We start from the raw sequence: 26,210 nt of genomic DNA, 5'->3' as shown, positions 1-26,210 counted from the left end.
CACATTAAAATTCGGCAGCGAGAGTAAGAAAGATTCGTGGAATATAAGAATGACTATATTGATTTTCTCACTCGCGGCTTACCAAGTTTTTCAGCTATGGATATGAGGAAAAAAGATAAAACAAAAAACGATCGCGTTATTTATTCGCCAGCATTCATTAACTGACCATCATGCCGATCCGTTTAAACAAATAACCAAATATGTCTTTTGGTGCGCAGGCACGCTCAGGTATTTAATGCTTCCAGGGCGACAAACGCCTGCCAGCTGACGTCATCAATCCAGATGCCCTCTTCCTGGCGCCGGGCATACGCGCGCAATTCCGGTTCTCCGGGGATCTGCACATCGCGCCCTTCCTGCCCGCTACGAACCCAGTCAACCTGCGCTAACAGCGCCTGTGAGTAATGTTCCTCCTCGCCTAACCGCGCGGGGTCAAATAGAATCGACAACATATTGTTGATGATTCCGGCACGCGGCGGAATTTGCTGGCTTTCGGTCTCGCCGCCGGTCAGCGCAGCGCCAAGTAAGCTACATATTAGCGACAATCCCGCGCCTTTATGGCCGCCAAAAGGCAGCAAAGCGCCGGGCGGCTCAGTCATTAATACGGCAGGGTCGGTTGTGGGTTGCCCGTTCGCATCTACCGCGCATCCTGCCGGGATGGCGCGCCCTTCATTCCAGGCGATGCGCGCTTTATTGCCCGCAATGGCGCTGGTCGCGAAATCAAGGATAACCGGAGGGCGGTTCTGTAGCGGTACACCCACGCAAAAGGGGTTTGTACCAAGCCTGGCGCGTAGCCCATCGAACGGCAACACGGCCGACGGCGCCGCCACGTTAGCAAAATGGATCGAGACCAGCCCGGCGCTCGCCACCTGCTCTGCCCATGCGCCGATCCGCCCAAGATGGTGGGTATTAGACAAGCCAATTATTGCCACCCCAAACTGGCGCACACGCTCAATACCCACGGTCATGGCCTGTTCGCCCAACGCCTGGCCGAAGCCATGTCCCCCATCAAAAGAGACAATCGGCCCGGCATCAGACAAGGTGGTCAGCGTGGCGCCAGGGTTCAAATCTCCCGCCAGAATGGCCCGTATATAGCGAGGCAACAGGGTCACGCCATGCGAGTCGTGGCCTTTTAATGAGGATTCGACCAGGTTATCCGCTACTTTTTGCGCGATATCAGATCCCGTACCCGCCCGCACCAGATAGCGTTGTAAAAGCGAACGTAAGTGATGATGTGAAAATAATGGCATGATTCTACTCACGGACATTGCCCCTGCAATGGCAAGGGCTATTAAAGAGGTGAGTCCGACTATAGCGAGGATGTATTTGTTACATAACAATGAATAATGACTAAGCTTTTCCGCTTATTAACTAACACGCCATGAATATCGTTATTCATTTTCCTGATATTCATTGCCATTTAAATCATTTCCTTTCCCTCTCGCCTCTGCCCATGATTTTTTGCTGAGAAACACCTTTCTGGGGAACAGATATGAATAAAAGAAACAGGGTATTTGCCTGGACGCTGGCGTTTTCCGCCCTTGGCGGAGTCAGCCAGTCGGCATTTGCGGAAGGGAACATTAGTATCGCGCAGCAATTTGGCATCGGTTATTTAATTCTTGATGTGGTGCGAGACCAGCAGCTTATCGAAAAAGAGGGGCAAAAAGAGGGACTGGATATCAAAGTAGAGTGGCGCACGATTTCAGGCGCAACCGGGATGAATGAAGCGTTGCTCTCTGGCGCTCTGGACGTTGCGTCAGCAGGCGTTCCCCCGGTACTCACCCTATGGGATCGCACCAAAGGTAAGCAAAATGTGAAAGCGATAGCCTCGCTGGGATCGATGCCCAATTATTTATTGAGTAATAACCCGGCGGTAAAAAGCATTAAAGATCTGACCGAAAAAGACCGTATTGCCGTTCCGGCGGCTGGGGTCGGTTTTCAGTCTCGGACATTACAAATCGAGACGGCGAAATTATATGGCGACCAGGACTTCAAACGCTTCGATAAAATTAGCGTCAGTTTACCGCACCCGGACGCCAGCGCAGCCTTAATTGCCGGTGGCTCGGAAATTACCACGCATTTTTCCAGCCCGCCGTTTCAGTATCAGGCGCTGGAGCACAGCAACGTGCATAAAGTGCTCAGTTCCTATGATGTGCTGGGTGGGCAGGCGACATTTAATGTTCTCTATACCACCCAGAAATTCCATGATGAAAATCCAAAAACCTATAAAGCGTTTTATCGCGCCCTCAGTGAAGCCGCAAATATCATTAACCGTGACAAAAATGCGGCTGCCGAAACGTATATTCGCGTCGAGAAATCACGGCTGCCCTTACCGCTGGTACAAAAAATTGTTAACGATCCAGAAATCAGCTTTACGGTTTTCCCTGAGCGTACTGGCGTATATGCCGAAAAACTCCATGAGCTTGGCGTACTGAAAAATAAGGCCGATTCCTGGAAAGACTATTTCTTTAACGAAGCATGGGAAAACCCAGGCAGTTAAACCGCGACACCGGAGGCTCTGATGGTCACTCAGCAAATCGACGGCCCGCTGCTACAGGTCAGCAATGTTGATATTGAATACCGTACCCGTGAACGGCAAGTGCGCGCGACGCATGATGTCAGTTTTGATGTCTGGCCTGGCGACCGCTTTATTTTGCTTGGGCCGTCAGGCTGTGGGAAATCAAGTCTGCTGAAAGCCACAGGCGGTTTTCTCGCCCCGCGCAGCGGCCACATTTCACTTGCGGGAACGCCGGTTAGCGCTCCCGGCCCGGAACGCATGATGGTATTCCAGGAGTTTGACCAACTGCCGCCGTGGAAAACCGTGCTGGAAAACGTCATGTTTCCTCTGCTGGCCAGCCGGAAAGCCAGTCGTTCACAAGCAAAAGAGACGGCGCTGCATTTCCTCCACAAAGTCGGGCTGGCAGAATTTGCCGACGCCATGCCCCATATGCTCTCCGGCGGGATGAAGCAGCGCGTCGCCATTGCACGGGCGCTGGCAATGAAACCACGCATCCTGCTGATGGACGAGCCCTTTGCCGCGCTGGATGCGCTGACCCGACGCACAATGCAGGAAGAACTGCTTGCGCTCTGGGAAGAAGAGCGCTTTACCCTGCTGTTCGTCACCCATTCGATTGAAGAAGCGCTGGTGGTGGGCAGCCGTATCCTGGTGCTTTCGCCGCATCCAGGGCGCGTCAGGGCGGAGCTTAACTGTCATCAGTTCACGCTTAATGATTTCGGCAGCGAGGCGTTTCAGCACGCTGCGCGCCATATTCACCATCTGTTATTCCCGACAATCGGGAACAGTCCGTCTCACTCATCCGGCGAGGAGCCAGAGTATGTCCCAGCCACCGTACATTCGTCCTGAATTCGAACGCGAATTACCGCCGCTGCGCAATCTGCCGGTGGAAACGCCGCTGCCTTTAAGCCAGCGCCTGTGGAATCAGACGTGGTTGCGCAAGTGTCTGATTGTCGCCCTGGTGCTGGCGCTATGGGAGATCGCCGCGCGAATCCAGCAAAACGATCTGATGTTGCCCGGGGTACTTCAGACGTTGCAGGCGTTTAGCGAAGACATGCGCAATGGCGAACTGCCGGAAAAAATCGTCAACTCACTCAGTACCCTGCTGAAAGGGTATCTGGCAGGCAGTGCGCTGGCGCTGATTGCCAGCGCGCTGGCCGTGACCACCCAGTTTGGCCGCGATCTGCTCAGCACATTAACCGCGATGCTAAATCCGCTGCCGGCAATTGCGCTGCTGCCGCTGGCTTTGCTGTGGTTTGGTCTGGGGAATGCCAGCCTGATATTTGTGCTGATACATTCAGTGATGTGGCCAATCGCGCTGAATACCTGGTCTGGCTTTAGCAGCGTACCGGAAACGCTACGCATGGCGGGGCGCAACTACGGCCTCAGCGGGCCACGCTATGTGATCACGATTCTTATTCCGGCATCGTTGCCCGCTATCCTGTCCGGGCTCAAGATCGGCTGGGCGTTCGCCTGGCGCACGTTGATTGCCGCCGAACTGGTATTTGGCGCGTCCAGCGGCGAAGGAGGCCTGGGCTGGTATATCTTCCAGAATCGCAATGAGCTGTTCACCGACCGGGTATTTGCAGGACTGTTAACGGTAATCGCGATTGGCCTGCTGGTGGAAGGCGTGGTATTCGCCAGTCTGGAAAAGATCACGGTGAAACGCTGGGGGATGCAGCGTTAACCCCTCCCCGCGTTCTTTGCAGCCGGACGTTGTCCGGCTTAGCGCGAAATGGTCTTAGTTCCCTTTTTGCTTTTCACGTAGCCACGGCGTTCTGGCGATCAAGACCTGCTCACACTTTACCGATAGCGGTTTCATGAAAGACGACAGCCTTTCGATGCAAATCAGAATCCCAAAATACAGCATCACCGCCTGGGTCGCATTCAGTACCGACATATCGATATTGGCGCTGACAAATATCACCACCACATGCTGCAACAGCATAATAATGTAGGCCCGCGACGCCAGGCTGGATAACCCCTGCCGGAAGCGATCCAGATTAAACAGAGGATGAATCAGCGGGTATCCCGCCAGCAGAATGAAGAGGAAGGCCGCAGCAAACAGCAGGCTTGAGGGTTTCAGAGGAAACAGCACCTCCCGAACCGGTAGCTGATCGATATGCGCCACAATCACCCCGGTCACCACCAGCAGCAGGCTGACTGACGCCGCCTGAAGACGGTAGCGCGTGAACCACGGCTGAAAGTGTATGAACAGCATCCCGAAGGTAAAATCACTCACCCGAACCTGTGCTGACCAGTAAGGGTTCACGATGCTTTTATCATATGCCAGTAGCGTAACGACGACCGCCGCCAGCATCGTACAGACAGGAAAACGGACAATGGCCCAGTAAATCACCGGAGAAACGGCGTACAGCAGGATAATACAGCCAATAAACCACTCTCCGGTGAAGTACGCGGTATTGATGTCGTAGACACCGTGCAGATAATGGTCAAACCCGAGAACGGAAGGCAGCAGCGAGTGAAATGCACGCTTCCCGGCGAGCACGTCAGCCAGCGGATTGCCTGGATAGAGGAAAAACACGCTCAGGATGAGGAACAGGATCGCCATTGAGAAATAAGCGATGTTGTAGGGAAGCAGGATCGAATAGACGCGTTTCAGGTAATACTCCTGTACAGAGTATTTACGCAGCGACAGGTAAGCCAGCGCGCCGGATATCATGAAGAAGAAAGAGACGCCCAGCCGCCCTATTCCTCCGGTCAGGTATTCGCGCGGGAACGTCAACACGGTACTGGTATCGAACATGTAGCTGTAATGCGAGGTAACAACCAGTAGTACAGCCAGAATGCGGAGAATATCAAAAAAATAATTACGTGTTGTTTGCATACTCTTTCTTGTTAACAAGCCAGCAGACAACATGACAAAGGTCCGGTTGCATACTGGGAAAATGACCAGGCCTGTTCAAGGATAACGTGTAGATTACGCTTGCGTGATACTTTGCAGATCCCTCAGCATCCTTCTGAGGCACTTAAGTTTGTTTTTATCCCGTATAACGCTCCAGAACTTGCTCAGTTGAAAGAGCGTCTTATCCCCAAAGCCGTCAATAACTTTGAAGCGGTACTCCTGACGAGCATCGTCCCAGGCATAAACAATATTTTTGCAATGCAGCGAGTTGATAATGACGTCTGTATAAATAAACCACGCTAAAAAAGCGTTGAGCTTACTGAATTTCTCCGCGTCCAGTTCGTTGTGCTTTGCAAGGTCATACAATGTTCTGGCAATGTTGCCCTGTTCGTCATGCTCTTTGACGATAACCTGCCCAATCCCTTTATCTGTCTCCACTAGCCCTTCAATTTTCTGGATGAAGAGCGAGTCAGTTTCGTCGCGCGGCTTGCACTCTTTGACGTCCCGATAGACTTCACGAAGCTTACTTTTATATTTGGGAATGGTCGGGATGACGACTTTGATCAGTAGTTGATGATTGTGCGGATGCTGAAAGACGTAACGATCGTTCCCTCTGGCCAGTAAATCATTTTCGGTCAAGGTAAGCTTTTTCATACAGTGTTGACTCATAAAAGAAAAAAACAGACTGGCCCATGCAAACGAAGAGATGGCGTTACGTCATATCCTGGTTACAGCCGAGACAGTTTAATGTTAATAACCTAAACGGCAGGTCAATGAGTCATGAAGTCGGCGGACGGTTCACGTCCGCCGGAAGGCTATCAAAACGTCACGTTCACTTTTCCCCAGAATGTTCTTCCCGGTTCATTCACCGACGTATTCGCGGAGTAACCAAAGCTGCTGTTACCGGCAAGGTTCAGATGTTCGCTGTAGGCTTTATCAAACAGATTATCAACGCCCGCGCTGAGTTTCACAGACTTGTTCAGCCGGTAGGCCGCATTCGCGGAGAATATGGCGAACCCCGCGCTGCTATCAAAATCTTTACCCACGACGTTCCCTTCGTTAATTGCGACACGATGCTGGCTGCTGACCAGACGCAGCAGACCGGTACTGCTCCAGTCGCCGCGCTCCCATGTCAGACCCAGGCGCGCTTCAAGCGGTGGAATCTGCGGCAATGGCTGATGGTCGTCGGTATTTCGCCCCCAGGAATAAGCAAGGCTGGCATCGGTTTTCCATGTTTCGGTCAATTGATAGCCGATGCCCGCTTCTCCCCCCATGATGGTCGCATTGACGTTATCAACCTGACTTATACGGGGATGATGAGGGTCGTAACGGAACAGAATAAAATCATTAACCCGGCCAATATAGGCAGAAACCCAGCCGTTAAGACGCTTACCAGTATACTGCGCGCCAATATCAAGCTGAGTCGTCTTTTCCGTTTTGACGTTATCGAAAACATCTGCCGACCCGCCAGGGCCATAGGTGGGAGAAAAAAGCTCCCAGTAGTCGGGGAAACGCTCGGTATAGCCGATCCCCGCGTAAAACATCACGGGCATCTCCGCCAGATTATGCTCAACGCGCACAAACCCGGCCGGTAGTAGATCCGTGCGCTGCGAGGAGCCGGTGTCAGTGAAATTGTCCACCAGCACGCGATCAAGACGCGCGCCGCCTGTCACTTTGCTTTGCTCCGTCGCAAGCCAGGTCAATTCACTGAATAAACCATAGTCGTGAAAACGGGCGTCTTTGTCCCAGCGGTCATCGTCTTTACTGCGATGCGTGCTCAGTTGCGTATCAACGCCGCTGCGTAACTCATAGTCTGACCACAACCACGTTCCCATCATCCGCCCGCCAACGGTACGGCGATCCAGCTGCATTGCCATTGGCATACTCATCGAATGCATGGCAGAACCGTGTTCCATTGCCGAACCCATCGCCGAACCCATGCTTCCTGACATATTCATGCCGGGAGCGCGCAGCGAGTAGTTATCCATAACGTGATTCGCATAGTTGTAGTAGATATTCGCTTCTAACTTATCAAATACCTCGCCGATGCCGGATTTTTCAAACCGCATCCCCAGGCTTTCACGCCTGAAGCGGGAGCCGTCCATACTGCGCCCGGCATAGCGGGCTTCACCGTCGCCTTTACCCGCCGTCATTTCCAGCAGCGTGTCTTTGTCTGGCGTCCAGCCCAGCGCCATATCGCCGTTCCATTTATCCCATTTCGACGGCACGCGATCGCCATTGCCATCTTTGTAGTCACCCGCCCGGGATTTGTTGCCAATAAGCCGCAAATAGCCGTCCTCACTTCCCAGACTGATGTCCGCATTTTCATCCCAGCGGTTATTCGAGGCGGCAAGGACGCTGGCCGTCCCCTGAATACCGGGTTTATCAAAACGCGGCTGTTCCCGGTCAAAGCGGAGGGTTCCCGCAGAGTTACCCGGCCCCCAGAGCACAGTTTCCGGCCCCTTTATCAGGGTCAGCACATCAAAACTTTCCGGGGAGATATAAGAACTCGGCGCATCCATACGTGCCGGGCAGGCTCCCGGCATTTCGCCGTTATCGGTCAAAATTCGCAGACGAGAGCCAAACATCCCGCGAAAGACCGGATCGCCGTTTGTCCCGCCATTGCGAATTTGCGAGAACCCAGGGATCGTTTTCAGATAATCAGAGCCATCGCTGGCGGGAACGGGCTGACGAGGCGTTTTTGGCGACGTGACGATTTCCAGCGGAGAAGCGACCGGCGCGGTCACAATCATTACCGAATCATCCGCCATTTTTGCATGATCGTGCTGTTCGCTTGCCCACGCCGCCTTTGCGGTCAGCGCGATCAGAACCAGAGAGGCCAGAGGAGTAAGCCCGAAGTATTGCCGTTTCATAACATTCCTTACTGTTTTTCAGGCGCAACGACGCATTGCCCGTCAAAAGGGCAAAACGCTACGCAATGTCTGTTTTTTTATTGTTTAAAACGAAAACGGAAATACAGCAGGCGGCGCGCGAGCGCGCTGAGGCGCCCACGGGCGGAAGATAACGGAAAGGTGTAATGGCCGTACCGAACAACAGATAACAAACAGCAGCAACAGCCAGAGCAAGAACACCAGCGCAAACTGGACAAACGGCAGATGTACCAGCAACTGGCAGTACCCGCAGACGATCTCTTCCACGGGCGACATCGCTTTGCCGGACATCATCTGGTGAGCGACCGAAAGAGAAGTCTCACACGGCGCAGAAGCCGCCATGTCATGGTGCGAGCCTGACGACATCATCACCATTGAGTGCGACGAGTGCTCACAGTCGGCCTGGCGGGCAATTGATTTTGAAATAACGGGCGCAATAAACAACATGGCGACGGCAAATAATGCCAGCCATGCTGTTATTCGGTTGATTCGCGTTCGCCCGTGCAAAACGTTACCCGGAGTTGAGGTGTTTGTCAGATTGTAACTGATTTACATTCGCAATATCACAACTAATTACAGGGGAACAGGTGATTCATAGCCCCACACATCACATCTCGCTCCCCTGACCTGCGCTAAAACTTATAGTGCTCTTTACTCAGGCCATATTTCTTCATTCTGAGATAGAGCTTTTTACGGGGAATTTGCAGGTACTCTGCCACTTCGTTAATGCGCCCCTGATGGATATTCAGCGCTTCGGTGATGATCTGCCGTTCAACGTCTTCAACCCGCTGGTCAAGCGGCGTCGGCTCACCGACATGCATCTGTGGATTCGCCGTTTCCGCGAGCGGCAATACCCCCACGGCAAACAGTTCGGCGGCGTTCGCCAGTTCACGGACGTTGTTCGGCCACACCCGGCGCATCATCCCCTTCAGCAGGTCGTTATCCACCTCCGGCACCGGATGATTCAGCCGTTGACAGGCTTTCTGCAAATAGTGATGGAACAACGGCCCGATATCATCAGGTCGCTGTGACAAGGGCTGACAGGCGATTTGCGTCATAGCGAAACAGTAATAAAGCTCCGCCACAATCTGGTTGCTGGCCGCCAGTTCCACCAGCGAAGTGTTGCCGATACCGATCAGGCGAAAAGGCCGCCGCTCCAGACTCTGCAACTGCACCAGTTGATGCTGCTGTTCACGGGTCAGATTCTCAGGGTGACTTAATACCAGCGTCCCGCCCTGAACCTGCGCGATAAGCTCATTAAGTTTTTGGGCACTGGCAGGGGTCAGTTCGCAGTAAATAAAGGGGCCCCCGGCGTTACGCCCCAGCTGGTGCAAATAGCGCGCGCCGGTCATGCGGCCGGTTCCCGGTTCACCGTAAAGCCAGACCGCAATATCCGTTTCTGCCAGTTGCTGTAAGCGCTGACGATACTGATGCGTCCATTGGCTGCGCCCAATTAGCTCAACCTGCAACTTCTGCTGGCAGTACTGGCGACGCGCTATCACCGATTGCCTATGGCGTAACGCCGCCTCAACCAGCGAGAGTAACTTGCCCGGGTCTACCGGCTTTTGCAGGAAATCCCAGGCTCCTTTTTTCACCGCATCCACCGCCATAGGCACGTCGCCATGTCCGGTGATAAGCAGAATCGGCAGTTGCTCGTCATCCTGATGAAACAGCGTCATCAAATCGATGCCGGAGCAGCCAGGCATGCAGACATCACTCAACACGATACCGGGCCAGTCCTTCTGCACCCACTCCCGCGCATCAAAGGGATTATTGCAGACACAGACGCGATAGCCCGCCTGCTCAAGCAGTTGTGTATAGGCATCAAGCACATCGGCATCATCATCAATCAGCAGAATCGAACATTCATTACTCAACATCTTTTACATCCGTCACATTGAATTGCAGCACCACGCAGGCATTTCGCGTCAACGTGGACGCCAGGCGCAACGCGCCTTCCATTTGCGTCATCAGCGAAACACAAATCGAAAGCCCAATGCCCAGCCCCACATCTTTACTGGTCGTAAACGGCTTCAGTAATGAGGGTAGCAAGGCCGCAGGCCAGCCGGGGCCATTGTCGGCAATCAACACGCACAGCGTGTCGCCCTGAATTTGCCAGCTCACCGTAATTGCCGCCGCGTTCGGGCAGGCGTCGAGCGCATTCGCCAGCACGTTCACCAGCACCTGCTGGATGCGTACTTCATCACCGCTGACCCAAACGGTTTCATCCGGTATCGCGAGCGCCCCCTGCTGAGGCTTATGGCGCATCGCCAGCAGTTCCCACGCCGCCGTAAACGTCTGACGCAAATCAACCGGATGCAGCGGCGTTTCCAGTTCAGCACGACGGGTAAACTGGCGCAGCGAGCGGATAATCGCGTCAATGCGGTTAATCAGCCCTTCCGCTTTGCTTAACGTCATTCGCGCCTGTTCCGTCTGCCCCTGTTCAATCGCCCGCCCCGCCGTAAACAGATACATCGACAGCGCATTCAGCGGCTGGTTGATCTCATGCGCCAGCGTGGTCATCGTCTGCCCGACCACCGCCAGTTTTGCCGTCTGGATCAGCTCGTCCTGGGTGGCGCGCAGATCGGCCTCAATCGCTTTTCGCTCGGCGATCTCCTGCTCAAGTTGCTGTTTTTGCGCGTTAAGCTGACCCAGCGTGTGGCGAAGCAAACCCGCAATACGCCCCAGCTCATCCCGCCCATACACCGGAATCGTGGCATCCGTCCGCCCTAAACCAATCTGCACCACCGCCTGATTCAGCGCGGTAAAGCGTTTCACCAGCCGCGAACGGATAAAATAATGGTTCAACACCCACGCCAGCAGCAGCGCCAGCAGCGTCGCCACCAGAATCAACCCGCCGCTAACGCGGACAATCTGCTCCATACGCTGATTAAACATCTGCATTTGCTGGTGACTGCTGCCAAGCTGGGCCTCAAGCAGCGTCCTGAAGCGCCCCAGCGTCGCTTCTCTGGCGCGGCTGGCATCCACTAACGCTTTTTGCGCGGCGACATAGTCGCGCATGGTGTCCGGCATTTTATTTTTCACCATGCCGATTTCCAGCAGCTCATCAATGGTTTGTCGCAGGGTGATCGTGCTCGGCCAGTCATTCAGCACACGAATATTTTCATCCGCCGTTTTTTTCAGGTTTTCGAGATAGCGGATATGCGTCTCAACCAGCATGCCATCATCATTTCCAGACTTCAGTTCATTGAGCCTGTCGCGCAGGTCGTCAACAATTTGATTCTCGATGCGCGCCAGCGTATAGACCTGCTGCTGCTCGTTCTGTACTTCACGGGAGCGTTTCAGGTACTGCGCCGCATCGCCTTGCCGGGCTTCAATCTGATCCAGCAGCGTTCCCTGTTGCCAGGTGAAATCCTGCACCAGAGAATTCAGTTCGGTGGTGAAATCGTCGTGCAGCCAGTCAATACGCGCAGACAGCTCACCCACCTTTTCACGTACCAGAAACATGTTGTAGAGCACGCGATCCAGTTCCGCCAGCAGCGCGCGGCTGTCCTGCAAAATCACCGCCAGCTGCTGGCGTTCTGCGGGTGACAGCCCCTGGCTCAGCCGCTCGATTTTATCCAGATGCTGAATAATCTGGTTGCGCAGTTGCAGGCGCACCGTAGTGTTCGGCGCCAGCAAAAACTCATTCAACTGATCCACCACCAGATTGAGATTCCCTTCAATCAGAAAAGCAGAATGGATGCGGGGAAAATACTCATCCAGCGAATAGCGTATTTGCGAGCTTTGCTCATGCCATGAATAGAGGCTGACGCTGCTGACTATCAGCGTCAGCAGCGCGCCCATCAGGAAAGCGCCCCGTAAACTGCTGCTGATGCTGATTTGCCGCAGACGTTGCAGCATTGACCCGCCCTTCATTTCAGTTCTTCCAGTTTATTGATCGCCTGACGCTGGTTGTTGAGAAACCAGATCTGCCACTCCATCATTTGCTGCTCAGCAAAGCTCTTATTGTCGAACTGCGCCAGCCAGGCTTCATCTTCACTGCTTGCCGGATCGACCGGCACTCGGGTTAACAGCGCGCGTATTTCAGGCAACGGACGCTTAAGACGGGCTTCCGCGCTGTGCAGCGCTCGCCAGGCATCTTTCAACTGGGCGAGACGAAAGCTGATTGCCGTATCAAACATACGCTGAACCAGACGCTGACGTTTCAGGATCAACCGATAATTTAACGGCGGTTGATTCATCAGCACCGCCTGTTGCGCTGCCCGTGGGTTTCCTGCCGCCAGCGGCGTAACCGGATATTTCCCCGTATTGGCGTCAGCGAGGATCCGCTGCCCTTCCAGGCTTAGCAGATAGCGAATAAAACGCCGCGCTTCGCTGGCATGCTGGCTGTTTTTGAGTACCGCGACATAGGTGGGCGAAACGGCCGACTGCGGAAAGTAGGTAAAGGCCAGATGAGGATCGTTCAGCAACAGATTGGCATAGTTATCAATCACCGGGCCAGCCACGCCCAGCCCGCTTTTTATTTTATCCGCCACGCCAAAGCTGCGTGATGAAATCGTCACGAGGTTTCCCGCACTCGCCAACAACGTTTCCCATCCCTGCGCCCAGCCTTTTTGTTGCAACAGCGCCTCCACCATCAGGTGGTTGGTATCCGAGCGCGATGGGCTGCTCATCAGCAGCGCCCCCTGATATCTGGGATCGGTCAGGTCGTCCCAGTCCGTTGGCGAAGGCAGATGCCGTGCAGTCAGCGCCGAGCGATTAATCAGCAAACCGAATCCCGATATAGCCACGGCAACGGAGGTTGAACGGATCGATTCCGGCACCAGATGTTGACTGACTGACGGCGCACCGTTGAACGGCGCCAGTTTTTGATGTTCCTGAAGATGCTGAAGCAACATCGGCGACGAGGTCAGAATCAGATCAACGTTTTCCGCATTTGCCGTATCAAGCAACTGTTCCAGCGAGGCGCTGGTGCGATTGAGCGTGCGAATCATCACCGACCCCGGCTCCGTCTGCCAGCGCTGGATAATCCACGCGGTGGCGCTGGGGGAAAATGTTGTCGCCATCACCAGTTCATTGCTTTGCGCCGCACAGGGTCTGAACAACGCGGTCAGCAGCAGCAACGCGAACGTTTTGCGAACCATCCCGCCCCGACGAAGAAACATGTTTGTGATCCCGTTCATAAATATTGAGATATCGAAAAAATAACGTTGAGACAAAACTTACCCGTTTGTGACGATTAGCGGATGAATAACCACTATCGTAAAAATATTCGTGCTGGCATCCGAAAATACCAGCAAAGATTACCAGATAATGAATGTGGAATTTGTTAATATCCGCACAAGCCAGACATAAATTCAGCGTCTGATTAATTACGCCGCATTTCACTCATTCAAAACGTGTCGAAAATAACCTTTCAATTCATCATTTTGAGTCAATTTTGACACATTTCATCCACTTGAGTTTCATCGCCGCTTATTTCACTCTTCATGCCGAATACTCCTGATGTTCATACCAATATAAAATACAGGTGACGACATGTTATCAATATTTAAAACAGGGCCATCGGCGAATAAAGTTCCTGCTGAGAAAATTCAGGCAACTTATGGTCGATACCGTATGCAGGCGCTGCTTAGCGTATTTCTGGGCTATCTGGCGTACTATATTGTGCGCAATAACTTCACATTATCCACGCCTTACCTGAAAGAACAGTTAGACCTGAGCGCCACGCAGATCGGTTTGCTCAGCAGTTGTATGCTCATTGCGTACGGAATCAGCAAAGGCGTCATGAGCAGCCTCGCAGATAAAGCCAGCCCGAAAGTCTTTATGGCCTGCGGCCTGGTGCTGTGCGCTATCGTAAACGTCGGATTGGGGTTCAGTACCGCATTCTGGATCTTCGCTGCGCTGGTTGTCCTGAACGGCCTGTTTCAGGGGATGGGCGTCGGCCCCTCTTTTATCACTATCGCTAACTGGTTCCCGCGTCGGGAGCGTGGACGTGTGGGGGCGTTCTGGAACATTTCGCATAACGTTGGCGGCGGGATTGTCGCCCCGATCGTAGGTGCCGCGTTTGCAATCCTCGGCAGTGAACACTGGCAGAGCGCCAGCTACATTGTTCCGGCCTGCGTGGCGGTGGTTTTCGCCCTGATTGTACTGCTGCTTGGTAAAGGCTCGCCGCGTGAGGAGGGCCTGCCTGCGCTGGAAGAGATGATGCCGGAAGAGAAAGTGGTGCTAAAGACCAGACACGCCGTAAAAGCGCCGGAGAACATGAGCGCATTCCAGATCTTCTGCACGTACGTGCTGCGTAACAAAAACGCCTGGTATGTCTCCCTTGTGGACGTGTTCGTCTATATGGTGCGCTTCGGCATGATCAGCTGGTTGCCTATCTACCTGCTGACGGTGAAACATTTTTCCAAGGAACAGATGAGCGTTGCCTTCCTGTTTTTTGAATGGGCGGCCATTCCTTCTACCCTGCTGGCCGGCTGGCTCTCCGACAAACTGTTCAAAGGGCGTCGGATGCCGTTAGCCATGATCTGTATGGCGCTGATCTTCGTCTGCCTGATCGGTTACTGGAAAAGTGAATCTCTGCTGATGGTGACGGTTTTCGCGGCGATTGTTGGCTGCCTGATTTACGTCCCGCAGTTTCTGGCCTCCGTCCAGACGATGGAAATTGTTCCCAGCTTTGCCGTAGGTTCAGCCGTTGGCTTACGCGGATTTATGAGCTACATCTTTGGCGCCTCGTTAGGTACCAGCCTGTTTGGCGTAATGGTGGATAAAATGGGCTGGCACGGCGGTTTCTATCTGCTGATGGGCGGGATCGTCTGCTGCATTCTGTTCTGCTATCTCTCTCATCGCGGCGCGCTGGAACTTGAGCAACAGCGTAAGAACACTCAGCAGGAAGACGCCTCTTTAACACTGGCCGACGCACAATAATCGCCCACACCAGGGAAAAGAAAACCCCGGATAGCTTTTGTTATCCGGGGTTCGACATGATCTGAAAGAAGCGGGATACGATATTCTTCGCCATAAAAACAAAGGGGCTACCTTTCGGTAACCCCTTGTTTAATCTGGCGGAAGCGCAGAGATTCGAACTCTGGAACCCTTTCGGGTCGCCGGTTTTCAAGACCGGTGCCTTCAACCGCTCGGCCACACTTCCTGAATGAGGCGCACTATAAACATCCCGATGCGCCGTGTAAAGCCCGAATGTGTTCGTTTGCCTGAAAAACAGTCAAAAAGCTGTTAATAGCCTGAAATAACAACAAATTGACCATTTATTCAGCATAAAAAAGAGGCCCGGCGGCAAATGTTCCGTTGCGCCTCTTTTATTATGCGCTCATCATCAACCTTTACTGCCGCCTCTTCTCCCCCGTCACGTTTTATGTCGGGTGAGTTTCGCGACAACGCCTGAAATAACATGCTTAACCTGTTAGAGATCAAATGCGTAAAGATGGGTAAAACCGCTGTGTGATTATCAGCGGTTTTATTATCCTCTTTCGCTAACTACATCTGTCATAAGAGAGTGACTCATGGATCGTATTATTACTTCTTCACGCGACCGCACATCGCTACTCAGCACCCATAAAGTGCTGCGCAATACCTATTTCCTGCTGAGCCTGACGCTGGCGTTCTCTGCGATCACCGCCACCGCCAGTACGGTACTGATGCTGCCGTCTCCGGGTCTCATTCTGACGCTGGTAGGCATGTACGGTCTGATGTTCCTGACCTATAAAACGGCGAATAAACCCACCGGTATCCTGTCGGCGTTCGCCTTTACCGGCTTCCTGGGCTACATTCTTGGCCCGATTCTCAACGCCTACCTCTCAGCGGGTATGGGCGATGTTATCGGCATGGCGCTGGGCGGTACGGCACTGGTCTTCTTCTGCTGCTCCGCTTATGTACTGACAACGCGTAAAGATATGTCCTTCCTGGGCGGTATGCTGATGGCGGGTATCGTTGTGGTGCTGATTGGCATGGTTGCGAATATCTTCCTGCAACTGCCTGCGCTGCATCTGGCCATCAGCGCGGTGTTTATCCTGATCTCTTCCGGGGCAATCCTGTTCGAGACCAGCAACATCATCCGTGGCGGTGAGACGAACTACATTCGCGCAACGGTCAGCCTGTATGTCTCGCTGTACAATATCTTCGTCAGCCTGCTGAGCATTCTGGGCTTCGCCAGCCGCGATTAAGATATAAGAACGCATTAACCAGGCCCCGCTTATGCGGGGCTTTGTTTTTTGGTAAACTGACGCCAGTTTGACTAACGCTGTGAAGAATTTATGTTGATCTTTGAAGGCAAAGAAATCAGTACGGATAGCGAAGGCTATTTAAGAGAGACTGCGGAATGGAGCGAGCCTCTGGCAGTCGCGATTGCTGAAAAGGAAGGTATTACCCTCTCTCCTGAACACTGGGAAGTGGTGCGTTTTGTGCGTGATTTCTACCTGGAGTTTAATACGTCTCCGGCCATCCGTATGCTGGTGAAAGCAATGGCGAATAAGTTTGGCGAAGAAAAAGGCAACAGCCGCTACCTGTATCGCCTGTTTCCGAAAGGCCCGGCAAAGCAGGCAACGAAGATTGCTGGCCTGCCTAAACCGGTGAAATGTATTTAATAGCGGATACGGAAACCTGTTAACTCCTCGCCAGGGCGATGTGGCTCACTCAGAACCCTGTCTACCCTGGCGCTACGTGGCCCACCATCCTTCAGCCACTTCATCAGTTTGTCCACCTGTTCACTTTCGCCACAGGCCACCACCTCCACGCTTCCATCATCCAGATTGCGCGCATAGCCAGTCAGCCCCAGACGCTGCGCCTCATGCTGCGTGGTATAGCGAAAACCAACGCCCTGAACCCGACCGTGTACCCAGGCGATTATGCAAACTTTCGACATTGTTGTGCTCCTTATCATCGCGGGGCGCGTTGCAAATCCTCGCAAAACTCAGGACAATGGCGCCCATTTCTTTGATTCGACAGAATAGCAAATTATGAGTGTACGTTTAGTGTTAGCCAAAGGGCGCGAAAAATCTTTACTTCGTCGCCATCCGTGGGTCTTTTCCGGTGCCGTAGCCCGAATGGAAGGTAAAGCCAGCCTCGGTGAAACCATCGATATTGTTGACCATCAGGGTAAATGGTTAGCGCGCGGCGCCTATTCTCCCGCCTCGCAAATCCGTGCACGCGTCTGGACATTCGATCAGGCGGAATCCATCGACATTGCGTTCTTCACTCGTCGTCTGCACCAGGCGCAACAGTGGCGCGACTGGCTGGCGAAAAAAGACGGGCTGGACAGCTACCGTTTGATCGCCGGTGAATCCGATGGTTTGCCGGGCATCACTATCGACCGCTTCGGTAACTTCCTGGTTCTGCAACTATTGAGCGCAGGCGCGGAATATCAACGCGCCGCGCTGATCAGCGCATTGCAAACGCAGTATCCCGAATGTGCGATCTACGACCGCAGCGACGTCGCCGTGCGTAAAAAAGAGGGGATGGAACTCACCCAGGGGCCCGTCACCGGCGAACTGCCGCCTGCCCTGCTGCCCATTGAAGAGCATGGCATGAAGCTGCTGGTGGATATTCAGGGGGGTCATAAGACAGGCTATTACCTCGATCAGCGTGACAGCCGCCTGGCGACGCGTCGCTATGTGGAAAACCAGCGCGTGCTGAACTGCTTCTCCTATACCGGCGGTTTTGCCGTGTCGGCACTGATGGGCGGTTGCCGTCAGGTGGTGAGCGTTGATACATCGCAGGAAGCGCTGGATATCGCGAAGCAAAACGTTGAACTGAACAAACTGGATCTGAGCAAAGCCGAGTTTGTGCGTGACGATGTGTTCAAACTGCTGCGCACCTATCGCGATCGTGGAGAGAAATTCGACGTCATCGTGATGGACCCACCGAAGTTCGTCGAAAATAAAAGCCAACTGATGGGGGCCTGTCGCGGCTATAAAGATATCAACATGCTGGCTATCCAGTTGTTGAATCCGGGCGGCGTGCTGTTGACGTTCTCCTGTTCCGGCCTGATGACCACAGATTTATTTCAGAAAATCATTGCAGATGCCGCAATAGATGCCGGTCGTGATGTACAATTTATAGAGCAGTTCCGTCAGGCTGCCGATCATCCGGTGATCGCTACCTACCCGGAAGGGCTGTATCTGAAAGGGTTTGCCTGTCGCGTCATGTAACTTGAAAAGTGGAATGTTACCCTCATATTGAGAGTATCTATTTCCCGGGAGGTGACTATGATTGCCAGCAAATTCGGTATCGGCCAGCAGGTCCGCCATTCCCTGTTAGGTTACCTCGGAGTGGTCGTGGATATCGACCCGGAATATTCGCTTGATGAACCGTCACCTGATGAGCTGGCGGTTAACGACGAACTTCGCGCCGCTCCCTGGTATCACGTGGTGATGGAAGATGATGAAGGCCAGCCTGTACATACCTATCTGGCTGAAGCCCAGTTAAGCAGTGAAACGCAAGATGAGCATCCCGAGCAACCCTCGATGGATGAACTGGCGCGCACTATTCGCAAACAGCTGCAAGCGCCGCGTCTGCGCAACTGATTCAACGTAAAATGCCCGATAGCGCGACGACGCTTATCGGGCTTACACGCTATGTCTGAGCCCTTATTTCGCCAGCCCTAAACGCGGAATCTCTATTGCCGGACAGCGATCCATCACGACTTTCAATCCCGCATTTCGCGCCAGCACGGCGGCCTGCTCATTAATTACGCCCAGTTGCATCCATAAGGTCTTCGCGCCAATGGCGATAGCTTCCTGCGCGACGCCCCATGCGGCTTCTGAATTACGGAAGACATCAACCATATCGACCCTTTCCGGTATGTCCGTCAGCTTCGCATAGCCTTTCTGCCCCAACAACGTGGTTCCGGCCACCTTCGGCGAGACAGGAATAACGTGGTAGCCCTGGTCGAGTAAATATTTCATCACACGGTAACTTGGGCGCTCGGGCTTATCACTTGCCCCCACCAGCGCGATGGTACGCGTGGACGTCAAAATGCCAGCGATATCGGTCTCTTTCATCATCTTTCTCCAGGCTGTTTTGCAAAGTGTACGACAAACCTGACATTGCAACCATTCATCCCATACGGACGTATGAGAGCAAAAGCTAAAAATATGTCTATATGTTAGTAAACATGATTAGCGAAAAATTTTGATACATTATTAACCGGGCGGTTTTTGGACAGGAGAACCCTATGAAAACCGGCATTATAACCATGTTATTCGTTCTGTATTTGCCGGTAACCGCCTTTGCCACGACCCTTCGTCTTTCAAATGACATTGACCTTTTAGTGTTAGACGGCAAAAAAGTCTCCAGTTCATTGCTGCGCGGCGCGGACAGCATCGAACTGGACAACGGCCCGCATCAGCTTGTGTTTCGCGTTGAGAAGACCATTCGCCTGTCCAGCCACGAGGAACGACTCTACATTTCTCCCCCGCTGGTGATCAGCTTTAACACGCAACTCATCAGCCAGGTCAATTTTCATCTTCCGCATCTGGAAACCGAACGAGAAGCCGCGCATTTTTCCACCACGCCGCGTCTGGAACTGCTGGACGGCGACGCAATGCCGATTCCGGTCAAACTGGATATTCTGGCAATCACCTCGACCGCCAAAATCATTGATTACGAAACCGAAACCGAGCGCTACAACAAAGCCGATAAACGCGCCTCCTTGCCGCAGTTCGCCACGATGATGGCCGATGACAGCACGCTGCTTTCCGGGATCTCTGAGCTGGACGCCGTTCCGCCGCAGTCTCAGGCACTCACGGAGCAACGACTCAAATACTGGTTCAAACAAGCCGATCCGCAAACGCGTAATAACTTCCTGCAATGGGCGGAAAAACAACCGCCCTCCTGACATTTTATGTCGACGCTGGCGAGTATGACGAGTCGGCGCGCATTTTTTTCGTCTTTCTCTTGCAGCGTCAAGCGCTTCCAGTACTCTGTAGCAAGGTTAACTACGGAATTGAACTATGGAACTGACGACTCGCACCTTGCCTGCGCGCAAACACATTGCTCTGGTGGCGCACGACCACTGCAAACAGATGTTAATGAGCTGGGTGGAACGCCACCAGCCGCTGCTGGAAAAGCACGAGCTTTATGCCACAGGCACAACCGGAAACTTAATTCAACGCGCCACGGGAATGAACGTTAACGCGATGCTGAGCGGCCCGATGGGCGGCGATCAGCAGGTCGGCGCCCTGATCTCTGAAGGGAAGATTGATGTGCTGATTTTCTTCTGGGACCCGCTCAATGCCGTTCCGCACGATCCAGATGTGAAGGCGCTCCTGCGTCTGGCTACGGTGTGGAACATTCCGGTCGCCACCAACGCGTCTACGGCTGACTTTATTGTCCAGTCTCCCCATTTTAACGATGCCGTGGATATCCTGATCCCGGATTATCAACGTTACCTGGCTGAACGCCTGAAATAACGCTCCCACAGGCGGCACAAGCCGCCTGCTCTTAAGGTTTCCTCGCCACCGGCACATCCAGATGCTTAAGATCGTCCACAAAGCGCGACGGGTTCTCTTTGTTAAATAACAACCAGACCCGATGCCGGGCGCGCGTCAGCGCCACATACAGCAGTCGCCGCTCTTCCGCATCCGGGAAATCCTCCACCTGCGGCAATAATGCTTCTTCCATAATCGACTCGCGCGCAGGCGCCGGGAAACCATCACTGCCTTCCTGTAACCCGACAATAATCACATAGTCAGCCTGCTGGCCCTTACTGGCATGGATGGTCATAAAATCCAGTTGCAGCTTAGGCCAGCGGGTCGCCGCTTTTTCAAGACTGGCTGGCTTCAGATGGTGGTAGCGCGCCAGCACCAGAATGCGCTCATCCTCTTTCGCATATCCTGAAAGCTTATCCAGCAAGGCATCCAGCTGGTTTTCATCCAGTAACGTTACCGCTTTCTTATCGCCCGCCGTCAGACTGTTAAGCGGCTTTTTGAGCTGATGCGGGTTTTGCTGGATAAAACGATTGGCGATTTCGCCAATGCGCCCGTTAAAACGGTAGGTTGTATCGAGGTCACAGCGATCGCCCTCGCCAAAAGAGTGATGAAACGCGGTCGTTAAAGAGAGCTGCGCCCCGCTGAAACGGTAAATCGCCTGCCAGTCATCGCCAACGGCAAACAGCGTGGTATGCGAATTTTGTTTGCGCAGCGCCGCCAGCAACGCCGCACGCTGCGGGGAGATATCCTGAAATTCGTCCACCAGAATATGCTTCCAGGGGCTGATAAAACGCCCCTTTTCCAGGATAACGATCGCCTGGTGGATAAGCCCGGAGAAATCGACGGCGTTCTCCTCTTTCAGCGCGCCTTTCCACGCTTTCAGCAACGGCGCCATCAATTTGATGCGCTTACTGAACAGATCGCGAATCTCCTCAGGCGCACTGGCGATCATCTCAGCCTGAGCGCCGCCATGCATTCGCATCAGGCTCACCCAACGGTCCAGCCGGGAGGCCAGACGGCGCTGTAGCTTTTCATCATCCCAGAAATTGCCCTCAGGCAGCGGCCATTGCATTTCCTCTTCCAGCCACTGCCGCCACCCTTTCGCCTGCGCTTTTTTCTCGCTGCACTGCTGACGCCAGGTTTTGATGAACAGTTTATGTCGCGCGGCAGCGTCGTTTTCCAGTTTGCTGATGGTCGGGACTTTCTTACTCCCCTGCTGAATGATATGCAGCGCCAGGGCGTGGAACGTACGGGCGGCGATCGCGTCCGTATGCAATCTTTCACGAATGCGTTCGTCCATCTCTTCTGCGGCCTTGCGGCCAAAGGCCAGCAGCAGAATTTGCTCAGCCGCCGCTTCCCCCCTGGCTAACAGCCAGCCTGCGCGCGCGACCAGCACAGACGTCTTACCGCTCCCGGCTCCCGCAAGCACCAGCAAAGCATGTTCACCATTGACCACTGCTCTGGCCTGCGCCGGATTCAGCGGCGAGGACTCAATGTTCTGGAAGAAGTCAGCATATTCCGTCAGCATCACCTCGGTATAGGCCTGGTTATGCTGCTGGCGGCATCCCTCGATATCGTTCAACCATGCCAGACAGCTACGCCAGGCATCGCGGCAGTTCTCGAACTCCTCCAGGCGATTAACCGGCAGCGGTAACGCAGCAAAAGCGCGGCGAATGTGTTGCTGTAATCCTGACGTTTGCTCGCGAGTTAACCACCGTTTTTCTCCGGTTCGCTCGGCAATAAGATCCCGTTGTTCCTGTAAAACCCGGGCCGCCACCTCGCTCATCTCCTGGCTCCAGCGCTGCCAGTGCGCATCCAGGTAGTGATGAAAACGCTGCGTCTCTGCCCATTCAGTACCGTGCAGACGCACCACTTTGTCATCCGGGAGGACAAACTCAAGCTCCCCCCACACCAGCCCCCGTTTACAATGAATAGCCAGTAACTGATTGAATGGAATAAGATACTCGTGGCGATCGCCCGAGACTTTAATACCGGCATTGAGAATAACGGCCCGATCGTACGGGTGTTGCGCCAGACGTTTTCCAAGAGAAGTTGCTTTCAGTTCCATGACTCAGCGAATCCAGACGAAGAGTATTTCTTGTCAGTGTAACCGCCAGAGAAAACGTGCTCCAGCCCAAAAAAACGTTACAATTGCCTGCAATCACAGAAAACCAGAGTTAGCCGAGGGTTTATGCGTACTGTTCTGAATATTTTAAATTTTGTATTGGGTGGTTTTGCCACCACTCTGGCCTGGCTGCTGGCGACGCTCGTCAGCATCGTGCTCATTTTCACATTACCGTTAACCCGCTCATGCTGGGAGATTACAAAACTTTCGCTGCTTCCCTACGGCAATGAGGCCGTTCATGTCGACGAGCTGAACCCGGCAGGGAAAAGCACGCTGTTGAATACCGGCGGTACGGTACTCAATGTTTTCTGGCTGATCGTCTTTGGCTGGTGGCTCTGCCTGATGCACATCGCCTCCGGCATTGCGCAATGCATTACGATCATCGGCATTCCCGTCGGCATCGCGAATTTTAAAATCGCCGCCATTGCGCTCTGGCCGGTAGGACGCCGTGTGGTTTCCGTAGAGACAGCTCGCGCGGCGCGTGAAGCCAGTGCGCGTCGCCGCTTTGAGTAATCAGGACTGATGGCCTTTATGTTAAGTCCCTTGCTCAAACGCTATACCTGGAACAGCACCTGGCTGTATTACGTTCGCATTTTTATCGCGCTGTGCGGCACAACGGCCCTGCCCTGGTGGCTGGGCGATGTCAAACTCACCATACCGTTAACACTCGGTATGGTCGCCGCCGCCCTGACCGATCTGGATGATCGTCTCACCGGGCGTCTGCGCAATTTAATCATCACATTAATCTGTTTTTTTATCGCCTCCGCTTCCGTGGAATTGCTCTTTCCCTGGCCGTGGCTGTTCGCGATTGGATTAACGCTCTCTACCAGCGGATTTATTCTGCTCGGCGGTTTAGGGCAGCGTTACGCCACCATTGCTTTCGGGGCGCTGCTTATCGCTATTTACACGATGCTGGGCACCTCGCTTTACGACCAGTGGTATCAACAGCCCATTCTGCTCCTTGCTGGCGCCGTATGGTACAACCTGCTGACGCTGACCGGGCATCTGCTCTTCCCGATTCGCCCCTTACAGGATAATCTGGCGCGCAGCTACGAACAGCTGGCACGCTACCTGGAGTTGAAGTCGCGCTTGTTTGACCCGGATATCGAGGATGAAAGCCAGGCGCCGCTGTATGATTTAGCGCTGGCCAACGGACAACTGATGGCGACGCTGAATCAGACGAAAGTCTCTCTTCTTACCCGCTTACGCGGCGACCGGGGGCAACGGGGAACCCGTCGCACGCTGCACTACTATTTTGTCGCGCAGGATATTCACGAGCGTGCAAGCTCATCGCATATTCAGTATCAGACGCTGCGCGATCATTTCCGCCACAGCGACGTGATGTTCCGTTTCCAGCGCCTGATGTCGATGCAGGGGCAAGCCTGTATGCAGCTCTCACGCTGTATATTACTGCGTACGCCTTATCAGCATGATCCACACTTCGAGCGCGCGTTTACCCATATTGATGCGGCGCTCGAACGTATGCGCGCCGCTGGAGCATCCGCTGACTTACTCAAAACACTGGGCTTTTTGTTGTCCAATCTGCGGGCGATTGATGCGCAACTGGCGACAATTGAATCCGAGCAGGCGCAGGCAATGCCGCGTAGCGAATCAGAAAACCTGCTTGCCGACGACAGTCCTCATGGGTTCAGTGATATCTGGCTACGTCTGAGCCGTAACTTCACCCCCGATTCAGCGCTATTTCGCCACGCGGTGCGTATGTCGCTGGTACTCTGCGTCGGTTACGCGCTGATCCAGATTACCGGCATGACTCACGGTTACTGGATCCTGCTCACCAGCCTGTTCGTCTGCCAGCCGAACTATAACGCCACGCGGCACCGGCTGGCGCTGAGGGTCATCGGGACGCTGGTCGGCGTCGCCATTGGTATACCAATCTTGTGGTTTGTCCCCTCGCTTGAAGGCCAGTTGATACTGCTGGTCATCACCGGCGTACTGTTTTTTGCTTTTCGAAACGTACAGTATGCCCATGCGACGATGTTCATCACCCTGCTGGTGCTACTCTGTTTTAACCTGCTGGGTGAAGGCTTCGAAGTTGCCTTACCGCGCGTGATCGATACGCTGATCGGCTGTGCGATCGCGTGGGCCGCCGTCAGCTTTATCTGGCCCGACTGGCGCTTTCGTAACCTGCCGTGTGTCCTGCAACGGGCCACGGATGCGAACTGCCGCTACCTGGACGCGATCCTTGAGCAGTATCATCAGGGGCGGGATAACCGGCTGGCCTACCGCATTGCCCGCCGTGACGCCCACAACCGCGATGCCGAGCTGGCCTCGGTGGTGTCGAATATGTCCAGCGAACCCGATGTCACTGCCGAAACTCGTGAGGCGGCGTTTCGGTTACTCTGCCTCAATCATACCTTTACCAGCTATATCTCTGCTCTGGGCGCGCATCGCGAACAGCTCACCAACCCGGATGTTCTGGCGCTGCTGGATGATGCTGTGTGTTATGTCGATGATGCGCTTCACCATCAACCCGCCGATGAACAGCGCGTTCACCAGGAGCTGGCAAGCCTGAAAGATCGGATTCAGCACCTGGAGCCAAAACCAGACAGTAAAGAACCCCTGGTGGTGCAACAAGTCGGCCTGCTCATTGCATTACTGCCTGAGATTGGTCGTTTACAGCGGCAAATCACGCCGTCGCCTTCTGGCGCTCCGGCGTAAGCGACTGCGCCCACTCAGCAAGCTCCTGGCGGCGTACCGCCGGGAGCGCCGCTTCATGTACGCCAGCGATTGCCCCTTCTAACGCATAGAGAGTTTTCACCGTCAGCAGCTTATTGCTCTCTCTTAGCCGCAGCCAACACATTTTTGCGCCGAGTATTCGCAATGTGTTTTCATCATTAATTCCGGCCTCATGCAGAAGGTTCTCCAGATGAAACGTCACGTTTGGCAGATTCTTCAATCGACGTTGTGAAAAACGGGTACGTTTTTCTTTTATGGCAGCATCCAGCGAATACTGAGATAAAAGCACCAGTTGTTGTTGATCGCGCCATAAGCTTTCATCCACCCGGTAATAATTCAACATAACGGGACGGCCACGTTTCATAAATGTTAACCAGACGGGGGAATGCTTCACGCAGTACGCGACGCTTTGCTCACAGGCGCGCAGGTATAGTTCTCCCTCAGCCACCATCGCAAACACCGTATCCTCGATTGTCAGGCTGTAGCTACCAAACAGCGAACGATAGTGAACCGTGCCCAGAGAGGCTAAATATTCTTGTGATTTATAGATCTTGTCATAGGAACGTAATTTCATAAAATCCCTTTTAAATCATAAAGTAAAAGAATGATTTGCAGTAACAGATCCGTTAATGACGAAAATAGGCAACTTATTCTCAGTGAGCAAGATGAATTTCATTTTTACGGCGACAACAGATAAAAATTGCGAGTC

At 53.6% G+C, this 26,210-nt stretch carries 24 protein-coding genes and 1 tRNA gene; 12 read left to right on the top strand and 13 right to left on the bottom strand.

Annotated features, from left to right (window positions below; translation table 11 throughout):
• Nucleotides 1-224: 224 nt before the first annotated feature.
• Nucleotides 225-1,247: a malate/lactate/ureidoglycolate dehydrogenase gene (locus OGV83_RS04690; RefSeq protein WP_286463205.1), complete on the bottom strand. Its 1,023-nt coding sequence runs from the start codon at nt 1,245-1,247 to the stop codon at nt 225-227.
• A gap of 242 nt (nt 1,248-1,489) precedes the next feature.
• On the opposite strand from OGV83_RS04690, the gene OGV83_RS04685 reads away from it, so the two are divergent.
• The 3 genes from OGV83_RS04685 to OGV83_RS04675 are packed head-to-tail and all read left to right on the top strand — an operon-like array spanning nt 1,490 to nt 4,199.
• Nucleotides 1,490-2,497, top strand: a complete 1,008-nt coding sequence (locus OGV83_RS04685) for an ABC transporter substrate-binding protein (RefSeq protein WP_012132938.1) — start codon at nt 1,490-1,492, stop codon at nt 2,495-2,497.
• 21 nt (nt 2,498-2,518) lie between these two features.
• Nucleotides 2,519-3,361, top strand: a complete 843-nt coding sequence (locus OGV83_RS04680; RefSeq protein ID WP_101744364.1) for an ABC transporter ATP-binding protein — start codon at nt 2,519-2,521, stop codon at nt 3,359-3,361.
• Entirely contained in the window at nt 3,333-4,199 is an 867-nt protein-coding gene (locus tag OGV83_RS04675) for an ABC transporter permease (RefSeq protein WP_047457694.1), read from the top strand. The genes OGV83_RS04680 and OGV83_RS04675 overlap by 29 nt, the downstream gene beginning before the upstream one ends.
• A 54-nt stretch (nt 4,200-4,253) precedes the next feature.
• On the opposite strand, the gene OGV83_RS04670 is transcribed toward OGV83_RS04675, so the two are convergent.
• From OGV83_RS04670 to pgtC, 7 genes are all read right to left on the bottom strand, one after another.
• The gene (locus tag OGV83_RS04670; RefSeq protein ID WP_012132941.1) at nt 4,254-5,360 is read right to left on the bottom strand and encodes an acyltransferase family protein; all 1,107 of its coding nucleotides are present in this window, start codon (nt 5,358-5,360) and stop codon (nt 4,254-4,256) included.
• A gap of 93 nt (nt 5,361-5,453) precedes the next feature.
• A complete protein-coding gene (locus OGV83_RS04665) occupies nt 5,454-6,032 on the bottom strand; it encodes a PhoP regulatory network YrbL family protein (RefSeq protein ID WP_286463203.1) in 579 nt (192 codons plus the stop codon).
• A 164-nt stretch (nt 6,033-6,196) separates the two neighbouring features.
• The gene (locus tag OGV83_RS04660; protein WP_012132943.1) at nt 6,197-8,251 is read right to left on the bottom strand and encodes a TonB-dependent copper receptor; all 2,055 of its coding nucleotides are present in this window, start codon (nt 8,249-8,251) and stop codon (nt 6,197-6,199) included.
• An 84-nt stretch (nt 8,252-8,335) separates the two neighbouring features.
• Entirely contained in the window at nt 8,336-8,776 is a 441-nt protein-coding gene (locus tag OGV83_RS04655) for a DUF2946 domain-containing protein (protein ID WP_101744361.1), read from the bottom strand.
• A gap of 125 nt (nt 8,777-8,901) precedes the next feature.
• Complete coding sequence (gene pgtA, locus OGV83_RS04650; protein WP_286463200.1) at nt 8,902-10,149, bottom strand: two-component system response regulator PgtA; 1,248 nt, start codon at nt 10,147-10,149, stop codon at nt 8,902-8,904.
• Nucleotides 10,139-12,133 (bottom strand): two-component system sensor histidine kinase PgtB, encoded by a 1,995-nt coding sequence (gene pgtB, locus OGV83_RS04645; protein ID WP_464222912.1) that lies wholly within the window; start codon nt 12,131-12,133, stop codon nt 10,139-10,141. Before pgtB ends, pgtA begins: the two co-directional genes overlap by 11 nt.
• An 11-nt stretch (nt 12,134-12,144) precedes the next feature.
• On the bottom strand, nt 12,145-13,377 hold the full coding sequence (gene pgtC / locus OGV83_RS04640; RefSeq protein WP_286463302.1) for a phosphoglycerate transport regulator PgtC: 1,233 nt from the start codon (nt 13,375-13,377) through the stop codon (nt 12,145-12,147).
• 394 nt (nt 13,378-13,771) lie between these two features.
• Between pgtC and pgtP the strand changes: the two genes are divergently transcribed.
• Nucleotides 13,772-15,163, top strand: coding sequence for a phosphoglycerate transporter PgtP (gene pgtP, locus OGV83_RS04635; protein WP_024130464.1), 1,392 nt, complete (start codon nt 13,772-13,774; stop codon nt 15,161-15,163).
• 135 nt (nt 15,164-15,298) lie between these two features.
• On the opposite strand, the gene OGV83_RS04630 is transcribed toward pgtP, so the two are convergent.
• A tRNA-Ser gene (locus OGV83_RS04630) sits at nt 15,299-15,386 on the bottom strand.
• 370 nt (nt 15,387-15,756) lie between these two features.
• On the opposite strand from OGV83_RS04630, the gene yccA reads away from it, so the two are divergent.
• Nucleotides 15,757-16,416, top strand: a complete 660-nt coding sequence (gene yccA / locus OGV83_RS04625) for an FtsH protease modulator YccA (RefSeq protein WP_012132952.1) — start codon at nt 15,757-15,759, stop codon at nt 16,414-16,416.
• A gap of 90 nt (nt 16,417-16,506) precedes the next feature.
• The gene (gene tusE, locus OGV83_RS04620; RefSeq protein WP_286463196.1) at nt 16,507-16,836 is read left to right on the top strand and encodes a sulfurtransferase TusE; all 330 of its coding nucleotides are present in this window, start codon (nt 16,507-16,509) and stop codon (nt 16,834-16,836) included.
• On the opposite strand, the gene yccX is transcribed toward tusE, so the two are convergent.
• Entirely contained in the window at nt 16,833-17,114 is a 282-nt protein-coding gene (gene yccX / locus OGV83_RS04615) for an acylphosphatase (protein WP_012132954.1), read from the bottom strand. The two genes, tusE and yccX, sit on opposite strands and share 4 nt — an antisense overlap.
• A 94-nt stretch (nt 17,115-17,208) precedes the next feature.
• On the opposite strand from yccX, the gene rlmI reads away from it, so the two are divergent.
• On the top strand, nt 17,209-18,399 hold the full coding sequence (gene rlmI / locus OGV83_RS04610; protein ID WP_049008455.1) for a 23S rRNA (cytosine(1962)-C(5))-methyltransferase RlmI: 1,191 nt from the start codon (nt 17,209-17,211) through the stop codon (nt 18,397-18,399).
• 57 nt (nt 18,400-18,456) lie between these two features.
• Entirely contained in the window at nt 18,457-18,774 is a 318-nt protein-coding gene (hspQ, locus tag OGV83_RS04605) for a heat shock protein HspQ (RefSeq protein WP_012132956.1), read from the top strand.
• Nucleotides 18,775-18,837: 63 nt separating this feature from the next.
• Here the strand turns inward: hspQ and OGV83_RS04600 are convergent, their stop codons facing one another.
• Complete coding sequence (locus OGV83_RS04600) at nt 18,838-19,251, bottom strand: CoA-binding protein (RefSeq protein ID WP_024130466.1); 414 nt, start codon at nt 19,249-19,251, stop codon at nt 18,838-18,840.
• Nucleotides 19,252-19,424: 173 nt separating this feature from the next.
• Between OGV83_RS04600 and OGV83_RS04595 the strand changes: the two genes are divergently transcribed.
• Together OGV83_RS04595 and mgsA are read left to right on the top strand one after the other, a co-directional pair.
• Nucleotides 19,425-20,087, top strand: coding sequence for a DUF2057 family protein (locus tag OGV83_RS04595; protein ID WP_012132958.1), 663 nt, complete (start codon nt 19,425-19,427; stop codon nt 20,085-20,087).
• A 115-nt stretch (nt 20,088-20,202) separates the two neighbouring features.
• Nucleotides 20,203-20,661, top strand: coding sequence for a methylglyoxal synthase (mgsA, locus tag OGV83_RS04590; protein WP_012132960.1), 459 nt, complete (start codon nt 20,203-20,205; stop codon nt 20,659-20,661).
• Between the two features lie 31 nt (nt 20,662-20,692).
• Here the strand turns inward: mgsA and helD are convergent, their stop codons facing one another.
• The gene (gene helD / locus OGV83_RS04585; protein WP_198448286.1) at nt 20,693-22,747 is read right to left on the bottom strand and encodes a DNA helicase IV; all 2,055 of its coding nucleotides are present in this window, start codon (nt 22,745-22,747) and stop codon (nt 20,693-20,695) included.
• Nucleotides 22,748-22,870: 123 nt separating this feature from the next.
• Between helD and OGV83_RS04580 the strand changes: the two genes are divergently transcribed.
• Both OGV83_RS04580 and yccS read left to right on the top strand, forming a co-directional pair.
• Nucleotides 22,871-23,317, top strand: coding sequence for a YccF domain-containing protein (locus OGV83_RS04580; protein WP_012132963.1), 447 nt, complete (start codon nt 22,871-22,873; stop codon nt 23,315-23,317).
• Nucleotides 23,318-23,335: 18 nt separating this feature from the next.
• Entirely contained in the window at nt 23,336-25,483 is a 2,148-nt protein-coding gene (gene yccS, locus OGV83_RS04575; RefSeq protein WP_214318964.1) for a YccS family putative transporter, read from the top strand.
• Here yccS and OGV83_RS04570 read toward each other — a convergent pair.
• Nucleotides 25,452-26,075: a TfoX/Sxy family DNA transformation protein gene (locus OGV83_RS04570; protein WP_153258378.1), complete on the bottom strand. Its 624-nt coding sequence runs from the start codon at nt 26,073-26,075 to the stop codon at nt 25,452-25,454. The genes yccS and OGV83_RS04570 overlap by 32 nt on opposite strands.
• Nucleotides 26,076-26,210 lie beyond the last annotated feature (135 nt).

This window comes from Citrobacter sp. CK189, assembly GCF_030333505.1.
Taxonomy (GTDB): Bacteria; Pseudomonadota; Gammaproteobacteria; order Enterobacterales; family Enterobacteriaceae; genus Citrobacter_B; species Citrobacter_B koseri.
Note: the sequence above shows the minus strand (reverse complement) of the source record. Positions and strands in the feature narration are given on the sequence as shown.